Below are 14780 nucleotides of genomic sequence, written 5' to 3'. Positions count from 1 at the left end.
AAACATGTGCGACGAGAAGGTGATGGGCGTGGCCGACAGCGGAACACGAGGACTGTCCTTCGGCGAGATCGCCGATCGTTACGACCGGTTTCGGCCCGGTGTGCCGACAGCCGCTCTGGACTGGCTCCTCCCCGACGGCTGTGAGACGGTGATCGACCTCGCTGCCGGCACCGGCGCGCTGACCCGGCGCTTGACGGGCCGCGTACAGCACGTCGTCGCCGTCGAGCCAGACCCGCGGATGCGTGAGATCCTCGCCCGAAACTGTCCGGAAGCGCAGCTGCTGCCAGGAACCGCCGAGAGCATGCCCCTGGCCGACGGCCGGGCAGACGCGCTGCTCGTCTCCATGGCCTGGCACTGGATGGACCCCGAGCGCGCGATGCCCGAGATCGCGCGCGTGCTCCGAGACGGCGGTACGTTCGGAGTCCTGTGGAACCACCGGGATCTGTCCATCCCCTGGGTAGCCGAACTCGACCGGTTCACCCGCGAGCTACGGGCCCGCCAAAGCGGCCCTGGCACGACCGCTCAGCCACCGACCCGCGACGTGATGGACCCGCCGACCGGGTCGCTGTGCCGCCCTCTCGCCGAACTGCGCCTGAGCTGGTCGATGTCCGTCACGGCCGAGGAAATCGTGGGGCTCATGGGGACCGACGCCAGCGCGATCGCGCTGGCGGTCGAGGCCCGCGATGCCGTGGACGAGCGGCTGGCCGGTTACCTGCGCGACGAGCTGGGTCTGTCAGGAGACCGGAAGATCGAGCTGCCGATGGTGTGCCGCTGTCTGCGCACCAGCAAGGTCCCGGACGCCGCGCCGTGAGGGCTTTCGGGACCCGAGTGAACCGGGTGGAGGACTTGCGGCTGCTCACCTCGGGCGGCGTCTACGTCGACGACCTGCGGGTACCCGAACTCTTGGGAGCGGCGTACGTGACCTTCGTGCGATCCCCGGTCGCACACGCGGTCATCACTGGGATAGACACCTCGCGTGCGGAAGCCCACCGCGGAGTGGTGGCCGTCTACACGGCCGCGGACCTTGCCGATCTGCCCGCACCGCAGCCCTTCCGGAGCTCGGGCACCGACGGCGGCTTCTTCGCGGAGCCCCCGCTCGCCGGGGAGAAGGTCCGGTTCGTAGGCGAGCCGGTCGCGGTCGTGCTCACCGACGCGCGGTACGGCGGCCAAGACGCCGCGGATCTCGTCGTCGTGGAGTACGAGCTGCTACCCGCCGTCGTGGGTCACGCCCAGGCGCTCCGTGACGACACCCTGCTCTTCGAGGAAGCCGGAACCAACCTTGCTGACCAGCGGGGCCGTGACGCCTACGACGACGACGTCTTCGTCGACGCGGACGTGGTCGTCGAGCGGGAGATCGTGAACCACCGCGTGGCCTGCGTCCCGATGGAAGGCCGCGCCACCGCGGCGGCCTTCGACGGCACCAGACTCACCGTCTGGCACAGCAGCCAGAACGCCCAGCGCTGCCGAAGCACCCTCGCCGAGACCTTGGGCATCCCGACTGAGGCGGTCCGGGTGATCGTCCCCGATGTCGGCGGTGGCTTCGGCGCGAAGATCGGCATCGACCGGGACGCGATCGTGGTCGCCTGGGCGGCGTGGAAGTCGGGTATCCCGGTGCGATGGGCGGAGGGCCGCGCCGAGAACCTCATCGCGATGACCCAGGGGCGGGCTCAGCTCAACCGCGTCAAGATCGGCGGCAGACGCGATGGCACCATCACCGCGTACCGCCTCGATGTCGTCCAGGACGCGGGCGCCTATCCGCGCACCAGCACGCTCGCTCCGGTGACCTGCACGATGGCCCCCGGCGTCTACGACATCCCACACGTGCAGACCGGTTACCGCGTCGTCGTTACGAACGCGACACCCGTCAACAAATACCGCGGCGCGGGTCGACCGGAAGCCACGGCGGCCATCGAGCGAGCGGTGGACCTGTTCGCCGCCGAGATCGGAATGGATCCGGCCGAGGTCCGCCGCCGCAACGTCATCGCCGCGGACGCGTTCCCGTTCCACACCAGGACGGGGGCCCACTACGATTCGGGTGAGTACGAGGCGGCCCTCGATAGGGTCCTCGGCGCTGCCGGCTATGCCGGGCTCAGAGCCGAACAGACCGCTCGCAGGAACAACGGATGCACGAAGGCGCTCGGCATCGGCATGTCCGTCTACGTGGAGATGACCGGTGGCGGTGGTGAGACCGCCAAGGTGACCGTGGACGCCGACGGACGGGCGACCGTCCTGACCGGCAGCTCCACGCAGGGCCAGGGCCACCACACGGCGTGGTCGATGTTGGTCGAGGCCGAACTTGGCATTCCGATGGACCGGACCACCGTCGTGCACGGGGACACCGACCTCATCCCGAAGGCCGTCGGCACTTATTCGAGCAGATCCCTGCAGCTCGGCGGTTCCGCGGTCTTCAAGGCCGCTTCCCACGTAAGGGACCAGGCTCGACGGCATGCCGCCGGCCTCCTCGGAGCGAGCGAGAGCGACATCGTCCTTGACGCCGCTTCCGGGACCTGGCACACCGTCGGACATCCCGGCCGGTCCGTGGTCTGGGCCCAGGTCATCAAGCACGCCGATGTGGAAAGCCTCAGTGCCGACGTCGAGTTCGACTCCGACCAGCCGACGTTTCCGTTCGGCGCGCACCTGTCAGTCGTCGAGGTCGACACCGAGACGGGGATGACCACGCTGCTCCGCCACATGACCGTGGACGACGCAGGGCCGATCCTCAATCCGGTCCTCGCCGAAGGGCAGCGCCACGGCGGTATCGCGCAAGGGATCGCCCAGGCGCTGTTCGAGGAGGTGCGCTACGACGCGAGTGGCACTCCGCTCAACGCGACGCTCGCCGGCTACGGGGCCGTTGCCGCCGCCGATCTCCCCGATTTCGAGCTGGAAGCCAGCGAAACCCCTACGTACGTCAATCCCCTCGGTGTGAAGGGAATCGGCGAATCGGGGACGATCGGCTCGACTCCCGCTGTGCAGAACGCTGTCATCGACGCGGTCGCCCACCTCGGTGTCCGGCACATCGACATGCCACTGACGCCGGGCCGTGTTTGGGCGGCGATCAATGAAGCGGGGGACAGACGCCAGACGCGGCGGTGAACCCGGTGTTTCCCTCAGCCCACGGGCACCGCGCCCAACCACGCTCATGCCGAAGGCGAGGATGTCATGGCACGTCCAGCACCACGCGAGGTACGGGATCTCCCGCCGTACACAGAGAACTTGATGACCTCTCAGGAACGGCGACGCGTCCTCCTCCGGGACATCGACATGGTCATCGACGGCGGTGCGAACGGCGGTCAGTATGCGAAGTGGATTCGTCAGTGCGGCTTTCGCGGGGAGATTATATCGTTCGAGCCGGCTTCGGAGACTTTCGCCGTACTCTCCGAAGCCGCCCAGTCGGACGACGCATGGCACTGCCACAACGTGGCACTCGGGCCGGAGGACGGCCAGGTCCTCCTGAACCTGACGCGTACATCGCTCGGCTCGTCGCTCTTCCGGCGGACCGAGCTCCACTCCCGCATGTGGCCGGACGACGTCGAAGCCGGTGCGGAGCTGGTTCCGCTGCGATCGCTGCGCTCGCTATGGGACGAACTGGGCTGTGAGAACCGTCGGGTGTACCTGAAGCTGGACGTGGAGGGCGCCGAGCTGTCCGTCCTCAAGGGCGCGGGACCGCTCCTCGACCGCGTTGCGCTGCTCGAACTCGAACTTCCCCTGGTCGACATGCACCACGACGTGCCGACCTTCGGCGACATGCTCAACTTCCTCACCGCACGAGGCTTCTCCATGGTCGCCTTGGAGCAGAACCACAGCGGTGACGACGAGACCGGTCAGATGCTGATGATCGACGGCATCTTCCGTCGTCGCCCATGAACCGCATCTCGGTGAACGTGGATGGCACGGTGTACGAGGACGAAGTGGAAACCCGGCTTCTCCTCGTCCACTATCTGCGGGATCTACTGAACCGCACCGGCACAACGGTCGGCTGCGACACCGGCAACTGCGGTGCGTGCACCGTCGACCTGGACGGAATGAGCATCAAGAGCTGCCTGGTCCTGGCGGTCCAGGCGGACGGCTGTGCGGTGACGACCATTCAGGGACTGGCAGTTGAAGGCGAGTTGACTGCACTACAGCGGTCCTTCCACGAGCAGCACGCCCTGCAGTGCGGCTACTGCACCCCTGGCATGATCATGGCGGCCCGCGATCTGCTGCGGCGAAACCCCGACCCCAGTCCGAAGGAGATCCGGCAGGCGCTGGCCGGCAACCTCTGCCGTTGCACCGGCTACCAGAACATAGTTGGGGCGGTGCTCGCCGCGGCATCCGACCAGGCGGCGGCCAAAGGCAGCGAGGGGGCACAGTCATGACCCTCGCGCACTTCCTCAACGCGACTCCGCCGTTCCGGCCCCGAGACTCTCCGGACCAGGGAGGTACCGCATGATCCCCGCGGCGTTCGATTACGCCTGCCCTACGAGCGTTGAGGAAGCTGTACGTGTGCTGGCCGAGGGCGGCGAGGAGGCGAAGGTGCTGGCCGGCGGCCAGAGCCTGGTACCGATGCTGCGATTGCGGCTCGCCTCCCCGAAGTCGCTGGTCGATGTAAGGTGCGTACCGCAGCTGCGCGGCGTCCGGGAAGAGGCCGGCTCGCTCGTCATCGGGGCCATGACCACCCATCATGACGTCCTCCACGACGCGCTGGTCCGGCGCCATGCCCCGCTGCTGGCCAGCGCGACGGAGACGGTCGGCGACCCGGCTGTACGCCACCGCGGCACCCTCGGCGGCTCCGTCGCTTACGCCGACCCGGCCGGCGACCTGCCGTCGGTGGTGCTGGCGCTGGACGGCGAACTCGTGGCGCAGGGCCCGCGCGGGCGTCGAACCATCCCGGCCGCCAAGTTCTTCGTCGACCATCTGAAGACCGCGCTGGAGCCCGGCGAACTGCTCGTCGAGATCCGGGTACCCAAGTTGGGCGTGGACTGGGGATTCCACTACCAGAAGTTCCGGCCCTCCGCGCAGGCCCGCACGGTGGTCGGCGTGGCCGTGGCGGTACATCGTGCGAACGGTGGCATCACTGAAGCGAGAATCGGGCTGACGAACATGGGCGTCACGCCGCTCCGGGCGTCTGCGGCCGAGGCGGCGCTGACCGGTGTGGACGCCACGGAAGAGGCCGTGGCGCGGGCCGCCGACGCGGCGGCCGAAGGCGCCTCGCCACCGTCCGGCCCGGACGCCTCCTCGGAATACCGCGCCCACCTGGCCCGGGTGTTGACGCGCCGCGCCGTCCTTGCAGCGGCCAGGACGTGGTGACCAGAAGCGGCGCCCGAGCGGGGACGCCCTCATTGACTCGCACGAATGGCCAGGAATAGCGATTGAGCGCTCAGATTGCATCATTTAAATACGAAAACGGACAAGCGAGGAGGGGAAATGACCGCAGGTGGTTTCTCGCGGAAACGGCTGATCCGCGTGCGAGACGCGCTGGAGCGTCACGTCGACGCTGGCCTCAGCCCGGGCGCGGTCGCCGTCGTCGCTCGCCGCGGCGAGGTCCACATCGAGGCGGCGGGCTGCCTTTCCTTCGAGGGCCCAGGCTCGAAGATTCCCATGGCATCCGACACCATCTGCCGCATCGCGTCGTGGACGAAGCAGATCGTCGCCGCCTGCGTGATGACGCTCATCGAGGACCGCACGCTCCGCCTCGACGCCCCGGTTGACGACATCTTGCCGGAACTGGCGGACATGACCGTACTTGCCGATCCGAACGGGCCACTGGACGACACCGTCCCTGCGAACCGTCCGATAACGCTACGAGATCTCCTCACCTGCCGTCTCGGCACCGGCACGGTGGTCGCCGAGCCCGGAACCATCCCGATCGCCGACGCGCTGAACGCGCTGGAGCGCTGGGACGGTCCAGGCGATGCCGGGCCGTCGCCGGACGAGTGGATCAGCTCCCTCGGCGCGCTCCCGCTCGCCTACCAGCCAGGTGAGCGCTGGATGTACAACATCGCGCCATTGGTCCTGGGCGTGCTCGTCTCCCGCGCCACCGGTCTGTCCCTCGAGGAGGCCCTGCGCGAGCGGATCTGCGAGCCGCTGGGGATGAAGGACACCTCCCTCAGCGTGAGCGGCGCGAACGTCCCTCGGCTGGCGACCGCGTACACGCGTGACGACGCCACCGGCGGAGTCGTCGTCGAGGAAAGCTCCGACGGGCTCTGGAGACGGCCGCCCGCGTTCAAGGCCGCGGGGAGCGGGCTCGTCTCGACTGCTGATGATTTCCTCGCCTTCGCCTCCGCCCTTCTGGCCTGCGGCACCCACCGCGGCGTTCGGATCCTCTCGCCGTCGTCGGTGACGCTGATGACGAGCGACCACCTGACGCCGACACAGAAGGCGGCATCCACGTTCGTCTGGCCGCCGGGGTACTTCGAGGCCTTGGGTAACTTTGGCTGGGGTTTCGGGACGGGCGTCAGCACCCGGCGCACACCCCTCGGACTCTCGGTCGGAAGCTACGGCTGGTATGGCAAGTACGGCACCACCTGGTTCAACGACCCGGCCCAAGACATGACAACGATGTTGATCACGCAGTACACGGAGGCGTGGGGACTGCCGGTCTTTCACCGGTTCTGGAGGGCTGTCTACCAGGCGATCGACGATTGACGCGTCGGCCGATCCGCCAATGACGAAGAGTCGGTGGACAGACGGCCGTGCGCCCAGAAAACTGGTTAGCCGCATGGGAAAGTGCTTCATCCCATAGAAATAAGACATTCGCGAGTTCGCCCATAAATGCTTGACAATATATAAGCTCGCGGAATCCAGGGATGGCTGACATCAACGAGCTCCGCAAGATCATCGATCGATTCCTTTCTCAGCAGAGAAAGGCAGAATCTGCCGTAAACCTAGTGCCGAGCGAGAACAAGCTGTCGCCGCTGGCCCAGCTGCCGCTCAGCACCGACTACTACAACCGATACTTCTTCAATGACGCGTTGGATCCGGAATTCTGGCAGTTCCGGGGCGGCCAGGACGTGGCCGAGATCGAGACGGAGCTGGCCGTCGGTCACCTGAGTCGGCTCGCCCGCGCTCCGTACGTCAACGAGCGACCCATCTCCGGGATGTCGGCCATGATGATGGCGATGGCCGGTCTCGGCGGAGAACCGGGCGGAACGGTCGTCTCGGTCGACGCCGCCTCCGGCGGCCACTACGCGACCGCGAACGTCGCGCGCCGGCTCGGATTTGAGTCCGTGACCGTGCCCGTCGTTCGCGGCCGGGTCGACGAGCAGCGGCTCGGGCAGGTCTTCCGCGAGAGGGAACCGGAACTGGTCTACCTGGACCTCCAGAACAGTCGCCACGAGCTAGACGTGTCGGGTGTTGTGGACCTCATCAGGGCGCACTCTCCGCGAACGCTTCTGCATGTGGACTGCAGTCACACACTGGGACTGATCCTCGGGGGCGCCCTGGGCAACCCCCTCGACGCGGGCGCCGACACGATCGGCGGCTCCACGCACAAGAGCTTCCCCGGGCCGCACAAGGGTGTGCTGTTTACCCGGAACCAGGGGCTGCACCAGCGACTGAAGGAAGCTCAGTTCACGATGCTGAGCAGCCACCACTTCGCCGAGACGCTCGCCCTGGGACTCGCCGCCGCGGAATTCGCCCACTTCGGCCAGGCCTACGCGGAACAGGTGATCGACAACGCTCGGCTGTTCAGCAAGCTGTTGGCGGCCAACGGGTTCGACGTCGCCGTGGACGAGGACGGACACGCCACGAGCACCCACCAGGTCTGGGTGAAGATCGGAAACGCCGAGCAGACCGACCGCTTCTCGCAGTCTCTGTACGACCACGGGATCCGGGTCAACATCCAGGTGGACCTTCCCGGCCTGCCGGGTCCGATGCTCCGCCTGGGGGTCAACGAGCTCACTTTCATAGGAGGTCGCGCGGCCGCCGTCCACGCGCTGGCCGAGGAGTTCGGCCATGCGCGAGCCGACGTCCGCCGGGACGGCGCCGGCAGCCGACGAGTTCGCGAACAGTTTGGACGGCCCTTCTACTTCGTCGAGTTCTCCTGACGGATGGTGAGCACACAGCAATGATCGGCAAACCCATCATCGTTATCGACGCGGGTTCGTACTCCCTGTCAGAAACCTCCATCGCCGGCGTAGGGCAGCGTCTCTCGGAGATCGCCCAGGTCCTCAGTGAGCGGTATACGGTGCAGGTGATCACGGAACTCGCGCCGGACACGGTCGGCCTCGGTGCGGCGGAGAAGGTCGCGCTGGGCGAAGAAGCGGCACGAGCCATTGCCATGGCCGACGCCGTCATGTTCTTCGACACACCGGACCGGGACCGGATCGAACTTGCTGTGGCCCACCGGAAACTGATCATCGGCGAGTGCCGGGCGCCCATCGAGCACATGAGCTATCCCTCGGTCCTAGCCTGTACCGACCCGACCGGCGAGCACCAGCGATTCCTCGGCACTTACCGACGATTGCTGCAGGTGACGCACCACTTTCTCTGCCGCTCCCCGGGCGAGCGTGCGGCGCTCCTGTCGACGCTGTGCGCGTTCGGCCGGATCACTCCCGCCGACATTGCCCGATCATCGACGCTGGACCACTTGATCAGCACCGTGCCGGTCGGATTCGGCCGACGCGGTCTCGAGGCGGCGGACGCCGTCAAGCCGGTCTTCATGGCCGACTTCCTGTGGACCGGCGGCATCTGGGCCTTCTTCGAGCCCCTCATGCTGGTGGAGGCCATGAAGGTCCTCCGCGACCGCGGCGTGGACGCCAGTGCCGCCTTCCTGCACGCGGCACCGACCGAGGACACTCGGTCCACCGTCGCCGAGGTCGGCAGGGCGATCGACGACTTGCGGCTCGGTGATCGCGTCCACCTGCACACGAAGCCCCTCACCCCGTCCGAACGCGACCAGTACGTGAAGGCCGCCCAGGCGTACGTCTGCATCGCGAGGCCGGGCGCGGAGAACGAGACCGGTACACGGCTGCGCCTGCGGGACACCTGGTTGCATGGCATTCCCACGATCATCGACCCTCACGGGCTCTCCGGCGACGTCGTCGCTCGCGAAGACCTGGGAGTCGTCCTGCGCGAACCCAGTGCCGACAGCCTGGCCGACGCGCTGCACCAGGTGAAGACCGGCGCCGTCGGCAAGCCCGGCCGGCGCATGGAGCGGCTTTACGAGAACAGCATGGCGGCCTTCGTGGCCTGGCTGGACGAGGAACTCCGCGGCGGATGAATTGGACCTTCACCCGAAAATGTAGAGACGACAGGAAATTCATACTATGGAGTACCGAGACCTCGGTGTCGCACCCATCGTCAGCGCGCAGGCCAACTCGACACCGCTGGGCGGCTGCACGCTCAGCGAGGGCGTCATCATGGCCATGGGGAACGCGGCACGCTTCCACGTCGACCTGGACCAGCTCTGGCGAGCCGCCGGCATCTTCCTGGCAGAGGCTACTGGCAGCGAGGACGCGTGCCCAGCGACCGGCGCGGCCGCCGGAATGGCGATCGCGGTGGCCGCCTGTGTCGCCGGGACGGACGCCCTCCGTGTTCAGCGCCTGCCCGATCCCGGTGACCAGCCCAACGAGATCGTGTTGCAGAAGGGCCACTCCATCAGCTACGGCGGTGCCCCCATCACACAGATGATCGCGTTGGGCGGGGGCCGGACCGTCGAGGTGGGCGCTGTGAACGAGACGCTGCGGAGCCAGATCGCCGCCGCTGTCACCGGGAGGACCGCGGCACTCGTGTATGTCACCTCCCGCACCCACGCAGTGCACCGCAAAGGTGTCTCGTTGGAGGAGCTGGTCGCCATCGGCCGTGAGCGTGGCGTCCCCGTCATCGTGGACGCCGCGGGCGAAAGTGACCTGCGGAGCTGGGTGGCGAGCGGGGCCGACCTGGTGATCTACAGCGGCCCCAAGATGCTGGGCGCGCCCACCTCTGGGTTCATCTGCGGGAGCGGGGAGCTGGTCGCGGCGTGCCGGGCGCAGTACGCCGGCATCGCCCGGCCCATGAAAGTCGGCAAGGAGAACCTGATGGGGCTGCTCCAGGCCGTCCGGGAGTACACCGTCGTCCCGGAAGAGGAGCGTGCCGCGGCGCAGCTCGCACGGATGACCAAGCTCGCGGCCCGGCTGGACCAGCTCCCCGGCCTCTCCGCCCGGGTCACCCAGGACGACTCCGGGCGCCTGATCCACCGCGTCCTGATGGACGTTGACCCCGCCGCGGCCGGGCGGAGCGCCGTGACCCTCGCCGCGGAGATGACGGCGGGCGCCCCCGCCGTCTATCTTCGGGACTTCAAGCTGCACTTGGGCCAGCTCGAAGTCGACCCCCGAGCGCTCAGCGCTGAGGGAGAGGAAACGGTCGTCCGTCGGCTGAAGGAGCTGCTGCTGGACCAGAGTCGCGTACGGACTGACGTCGGGGCAGCACGATGACACGGATCACGCTGATAGGGGCGGGATTCCTGGGAAACGCACTGGCCCTGGGCGCGGCGCGGCGTGGCTGGAGCGCCACGGTGGTCGGCCGCTCCGACCCCTTCGGCACCCGGGACGCCGATCCCGGGCCGGGGGAGATCCGATTCCTCTCCGGCAACGGTGTCGATCGTCTGCCCGAGGCTCTCGACCAGGACGTGGACGCGATCGTCATCGCCGCGGGCGGCCGTTTTCCGTTGCCCTCGGCGGCGGCACCCGCGGCCGACGCGATCGGAACGCTCACGCTGGTGATCGGGCTCTGTGAGCTGGTTCGCTCACTCAGTCCCCAGACGAGGATTGTTCTCCTGTCGTCGGCCGGCGCCGTCTATGCGCCCGGCGACGAACTGAAGTCTGAGTCGGATCCTGTCGAACCCACGTCTCCCTATGGGATGTCACGGCGCATCGGCGAGGAGTATATGGAGTACTACGGAAGGGTGCACGGCTTGTGCACCCTTTCGCTGCGCTGCGCGAATATCTATGGTCGCCTCCTGCCCGAGTCGCGTGGGCAGGGCGTCGTGGCGGCGGCATTCCGGAGCGCCTTGACTGGGAAGCCCTTCACGCTCCACGGCGACGGGCGGCAGACCAGAGACTTCGTCCACGTCGACGATTTCGTGACGGCCACCCTCGGCTTGCTGGAATCCGGGCGCGACCTGCCCGGCACGATCAATGTGGGGACCGGCGTGGGCCGTTCCATCACTGATGTACTCCACGCGGTCGGAGCCGCCACGGGTTCCGTCATCGCGACCACACCAGGCCCCCATGCGCACACCGACACCGGCAACCTGGCAGTCGATCTGTCGCGGCTCCGGAACATCATCGAATTCGAACCGCTCGACCTCGCTGCCGGCATCGAGCGCATGGCCGCGGAAGTCGCGGCGGGCGATTCCCGCGAAATCCTGTGACATCTCGTCGCACTCCATCAGCGTGGCCGGACGGAGAGGTGTGATTCATGCCAACCGAGGCAGGTCTTCACGATGGATTTCTGGCATCGTCACTGACCTTGAATGGAGCGGAGACACCAGACCCCGACTCCTTCCTCAAGGAGCGATCGGCGTCCTCCCGCTACAGCGTCGAAGAGATTCCGCTGGACGCGCTGCCCGACTGGCGGCTCAACGACCGCCTCTCCCACGCGTCCGACCGGTTCTTCGCGGTGGAGGGTCTGTCCGTACGCACGAACTTCGGACCGACGCCCCAGTGGTGTCAGCCGATCATCGTGCAACCTGAGATCGGCATCCTCGGGATCCTCGTCAAGCGCATCAACGGCGTCTACCACTTCCTGATGCAGGCGAAGATGGAGCCGGGTAACAGCGAGTTGGTCCAGTACGCGGCCACCGTCCAGGCAACCCCCAGCAACTACCAGCGTGTGCACGGCGGCCGGCCCACCCCGTATCTGGAGTACTTCCTTGAGCACGCCGGCAGACGCATCATCTTCGACCAACTCCTGTCGGAGCATGCCTCCTGGTACCTGCACAAGCGGAATCGCAACATGATCGTAGAGGTCCCCGAGGACGAGGACGTCCCGCTGGCCGACGACTTCGCATGGTTGACGCTCGGGCAGCTGCGGCAGCAGCTCGAACGGGGGAACCGCGTGAACATGAACGCGCGCACGGTGCTCGCGGGCATCTCGTACGCCGCGGAGGATGATCCGGACTCCTACGGTGGCATCCGGGACGAGTTCCATTTCCAGGTGGTCGAGTCGCACAGAACGGACCGGTCGGACGCCGATGTCTCCGCCGCGATGACCTGGCTCATCGACCAGAAGGCGAGGTTCAGCCTGGACGTCAGGCGTATCAGCCTGCGCGACATGGACGACTGGGTGCGTGACACGGACAGCATCCACCACCGCGAGGACCGCTTCTTTCGGATCGTCGGGCTGTCGGTCGAGGCCACGAACCGGGAGGTCACCAGGTGGTCGCAACCGATGCTTGCGCCGATGCCCGGCAGCATCGTGGCCCTCATCTGCCAGCGCCGTTCGGGAGTACTCCAGTTCCTCGTCCAAGCCATGATCCAGCCGGGCCTCGCGGACCGGCTGGAACTCGCCGCGACGGTGCAGTTGCCTCCGGGACGCTACCGCGGCCCGGAGGACTACCCCCCTCTCGCGGAATACCTTGACGCGCACGAGTCCTGGATCCGCATGAAGAACGTGCAGTCGGAGGACGGTGGGCGATTTCTGCGCGCGGACACGACACACGTCGTCGTCCACGTCCCGGAAGGGGAGCGGGTGAACGCGCCGGACAACTACCGGTGGATGAGCCTGGGTTTGCTCAACCGCCTGATCCACTCGGGCTACTACGTCAACGTCGAGGCTCGTAGCCTCATCGCCTGCCTGCTCTGACACTCACACCAGGCCGAAGGGAGATTCCCCTCCATGTCCTCATCCATCATCGACTGCGGCCCGTACCGGGAAGAACTGTTCGCTCTCGCCTCGACACTGCCGACAGTGCCGCGGGCCGACCTCTACGCGTTCTTCGAGGACGCGCGGCGGCTGGCGGAGCGCCTGCCGCGTGAACTGCGCGACGGTCTGGACCGTTTCAACGCCGACGGCAACCTCGACGGATACCTGCTCCTGCGGGGGCTGCCCGTTGAACCGGACGACGAGCTGCCGCCCACCCCCCTCTCCAGCCCCCCGCCGGAGGACCGGCGACTGCTGAACATGGAGGCCATGCTCTGCGTCGTCGGCGGGGCCCTGGGCCTCCTCACCGCCTACGACCAGGGCTACGGCAACCGCCGCTCCCTCACGGTCCTCCACGAGCTGTACCCGACACCCGAGGCTCATCCTTTGTCCGGGGGTACCTCTGATACTCGGCTTGAGTTCCACACGGACCTCTCGCACCACGCCCGCCAGCCGAACTACATCCTTCTCTCCTGCTCACGCGGGGACCACGAGGGCAAGGCCGCGACACTCGTCGGCTCGATCCGTAAGGCGCTGCCGCTGCTCAGCGACGAGGTGCGGGGCCACTTGTTCGACCGGGTGTTCACGCGACGGTTCGACGCTGCGGACCCGGAAGCCATCGCCCGCGTCAAGCCGTTGTACGGCGACAAGGACGACCCGTACGTCAGCTTCAACCGGTCGTTCCTCACCGCTGAGACCCCGCAGGACGTCGATGCCCTCGATGCGCTGTCGGAGGCCCTGGCACAGGTTACCGAACCGGTTTTGCTGACCCGGGGCGACTTGCTGATCATTGACAACTTTCGCATCGCGCACGGGCGGGCCCCGTTCGCCGCGCGCTGGGACGGCAAGGACCGCTGGCTGCACCGGGCGTACGTCCGCACCGACAGGAACGGCCAGCTGTCGGGCGGGGAGCGTGCGGGTGACGTGGTCCCCTTCACCCCCAGGGGCTGACTTCCCAAGCCATGGAACTTCTACTGATCGGCCTGTCCCGGTTCGCCAGGCGGCGGGTGCTGCCGGCCGCCGCGTCCATCCCCGGGATCGAGAGGATCAACGTCGTCAGCTCGCACGTCAGCGCCGAGGTCCTCGGATCCGTGGCCAAGCTTGGAACGGTGTACACCGACTGGAGGGAGGCGTTGACCATTGCCCGCCCCAGCCTGGTCTACGTCTCGCTGGTCAACAGCGACCACGCGCGCGTGGTCCGCTGCGCGCTCGAGTGCGGGCACCATGTGGTGGTCGACAAGCCCGGCCTGCCGGACCCGGACACGGCTGAGGAGATGGTGTCGCTTGCCCGGTCAGCATCGCTCGTCATCGCCGAGGCCGCCTGCTACTCGTTCCACCCTATGTTCAGGGCGGTCGAGTCGATCCTCACCGACCTCGACGCGGAGGTCACCAAGGTTCTGGCGGTCTTCACGCCTCCCGTTCTGGCAGACGACTGGCGGTACGACCGGGCCAAGGGCGGTGGGGCACTGCTGGACACCGGCCCCTACGCGGTCTCCCTGGGGCGGGTGCTGTGGGGTCTGGAGCCCGAGCGCCTCGACGTCATCGTGGGCGATCGCACCGCCGAGGCGCTTGAGACGTCGTACAGCATGCTCGCGGGCTATCCGGGCGGCCGTACCGTCGTCGGGCAGTTCGGTTTCACCACTGCTTATCAGAACTTCGTCCGGCTGATGGGGAAAGGGTTCACGGTCGAGATCGAGCGCCCCTTCTCCGCGCTTCCGGGTATGGTGATCGACCTGCGGGTGCAAGCGGGGGACCGGGTGAGCGTGCACACCGTGGAACCCGCCGACAGCATGAGGGAGTTCCTGTCCGAGGTGCTCTCGGCGGCGGAGCGGGGATCACAGGACTTCGCAGTCTCCCTACTGAGTGACGCCCGGGCGCTCGCTCGCCTCACGCGAGCGGCATCGGCTTCGTAGCCCAAGTTTCTCCACCGCGTACGACACGTCGCATACGCGGTCAATGCA

General features: G+C 67.4%; 13 protein-coding genes. All 13 read left to right on the top strand.

Annotation, left to right across the window (positions count from 1 at the left end):
* Positions 1-4 precede the first annotated feature (4 nt).
* The 13 genes from OG241_RS09280 (at position 5) to OG241_RS09220 (ending at position 14732) form a co-directional block, all read left to right on the top strand.
* Positions 5-811 (top strand): class I SAM-dependent methyltransferase, encoded by an 807-nt coding sequence (locus tag OG241_RS09280; protein ID WP_405775490.1) that lies wholly within the window; start codon positions 5-7, stop codon positions 809-811.
* A 17-nt stretch (positions 812-828) separates the two neighbouring features.
* Positions 829-3093, top strand: a complete 2265-nt coding sequence (locus OG241_RS09275; RefSeq protein WP_405814762.1) for a xanthine dehydrogenase family protein molybdopterin-binding subunit — start codon at positions 829-831, stop codon at positions 3091-3093.
* Positions 3094-3216: 123 nt separating this feature from the next.
* Positions 3217-3864 (top strand): FkbM family methyltransferase, encoded by a 648-nt coding sequence (locus OG241_RS09270; RefSeq protein WP_405775494.1) that lies wholly within the window; start codon positions 3217-3219, stop codon positions 3862-3864.
* Positions 3861-4355: a (2Fe-2S)-binding protein gene (locus tag OG241_RS09265; protein ID WP_405775496.1), complete on the top strand. Its 495-nt coding sequence runs from the start codon at positions 3861-3863 to the stop codon at positions 4353-4355. Before OG241_RS09270 ends, OG241_RS09265 begins: the two co-directional genes overlap by 4 nt.
* Before the next feature lie 70 nt (positions 4356-4425).
* Entirely contained in the window at positions 4426-5286 is an 861-nt protein-coding gene (locus OG241_RS09260; protein WP_405775498.1) for an FAD binding domain-containing protein, read from the top strand.
* Positions 5287-5403: 117 nt separating this feature from the next.
* Positions 5404-6624 (top strand): serine hydrolase domain-containing protein, encoded by a 1221-nt coding sequence (locus tag OG241_RS09255; RefSeq protein ID WP_405775500.1) that lies wholly within the window; start codon positions 5404-5406, stop codon positions 6622-6624.
* A 161-nt stretch (positions 6625-6785) separates the two neighbouring features.
* Positions 6786-8024 (top strand): hypothetical protein, encoded by a 1239-nt coding sequence (locus OG241_RS09250; protein ID WP_405775502.1) that lies wholly within the window; start codon positions 6786-6788, stop codon positions 8022-8024.
* A gap of 20 nt (positions 8025-8044) precedes the next feature.
* Positions 8045-9199: a hypothetical protein gene (locus tag OG241_RS09245; RefSeq protein ID WP_405775504.1), complete on the top strand. Its 1155-nt coding sequence runs from the start codon at positions 8045-8047 to the stop codon at positions 9197-9199.
* Between the two features lie 46 nt (positions 9200-9245).
* Positions 9246-10391, top strand: coding sequence for a hypothetical protein (locus tag OG241_RS09240; protein ID WP_405775506.1), 1146 nt, complete (start codon positions 9246-9248; stop codon positions 10389-10391).
* Positions 10388-11329: an NAD-dependent epimerase/dehydratase family protein gene (locus OG241_RS09235; RefSeq protein WP_405775508.1), complete on the top strand. Its 942-nt coding sequence runs from the start codon at positions 10388-10390 to the stop codon at positions 11327-11329. Before OG241_RS09240 ends, OG241_RS09235 begins: the two co-directional genes overlap by 4 nt.
* A 98-nt stretch (positions 11330-11427) precedes the next feature.
* Entirely contained in the window at positions 11428-12762 is a 1335-nt protein-coding gene (locus OG241_RS09230; protein ID WP_405775510.1) for an NDP-hexose 2,3-dehydratase family protein, read from the top strand.
* 33 nt (positions 12763-12795) lie between these two features.
* Entirely contained in the window at positions 12796-13770 is a 975-nt protein-coding gene (gene cs1, locus OG241_RS09225) for a clavaminate synthase Cs1 (protein ID WP_405775512.1), read from the top strand.
* Between the two features lie 11 nt (positions 13771-13781).
* The gene (locus tag OG241_RS09220) at positions 13782-14732 is read left to right on the top strand and encodes a Gfo/Idh/MocA family protein (protein WP_405775514.1); all 951 of its coding nucleotides are present in this window, start codon (positions 13782-13784) and stop codon (positions 14730-14732) included.
* Positions 14733-14780: the final 48 nt, after the last annotated feature.

Source organism: Streptomyces sp. NBC_01390 (genome assembly GCF_045040105.1).
Lineage (GTDB): Bacteria > Actinomycetota > Actinomycetes > Streptomycetales > Streptomycetaceae > Streptomyces.
Note: the sequence above shows the minus strand (reverse complement) of the source record. Positions and strands in the feature narration are given on the sequence as shown.

What these genes read in the sequence shown, in the direction of transcription:
- OG241_RS09280 (WP_405775490.1), top strand. Translation starts at nt 5, where the DNA reads ATGTGCGACGAGAAGGTGATGGGCGTGGCCGACAGCGGAACACGAGGA.
- OG241_RS09270 (WP_405775494.1), top strand. Translation starts at nt 3,217, where the DNA reads ATGACCTCTCAGGAACGGCGACGCGTCCTCCTCCGGGACATCGACATG.
- OG241_RS09265 (WP_405775496.1), top strand. Translation starts at nt 3,861, where the DNA reads ATGAACCGCATCTCGGTGAACGTGGATGGCACGGTGTACGAGGACGAA.
- OG241_RS09260 (WP_405775498.1), top strand. Translation starts at nt 4,426, where the DNA reads ATGATCCCCGCGGCGTTCGATTACGCCTGCCCTACGAGCGTTGAGGAA.
- OG241_RS09255 (WP_405775500.1), top strand. Translation starts at nt 5,404, where the DNA reads ATGACCGCAGGTGGTTTCTCGCGGAAACGGCTGATCCGCGTGCGAGAC.
- OG241_RS09250 (WP_405775502.1), top strand. Translation starts at nt 6,786, where the DNA reads ATGGCTGACATCAACGAGCTCCGCAAGATCATCGATCGATTCCTTTCT.
- OG241_RS09245 (WP_405775504.1), top strand. Translation starts at nt 8,045, where the DNA reads ATGATCGGCAAACCCATCATCGTTATCGACGCGGGTTCGTACTCCCTG.
- OG241_RS09240 (WP_405775506.1), top strand. Translation starts at nt 9,246, where the DNA reads ATGGAGTACCGAGACCTCGGTGTCGCACCCATCGTCAGCGCGCAGGCC.
- OG241_RS09235 (WP_405775508.1), top strand. Translation starts at nt 10,388, where the DNA reads ATGACACGGATCACGCTGATAGGGGCGGGATTCCTGGGAAACGCACTG.
- cs1 (WP_405775512.1), top strand. Translation starts at nt 12,796, where the DNA reads ATGTCCTCATCCATCATCGACTGCGGCCCGTACCGGGAAGAACTGTTC.
- OG241_RS09220 (WP_405775514.1), top strand. Translation starts at nt 13,782, where the DNA reads ATGGAACTTCTACTGATCGGCCTGTCCCGGTTCGCCAGGCGGCGGGTG.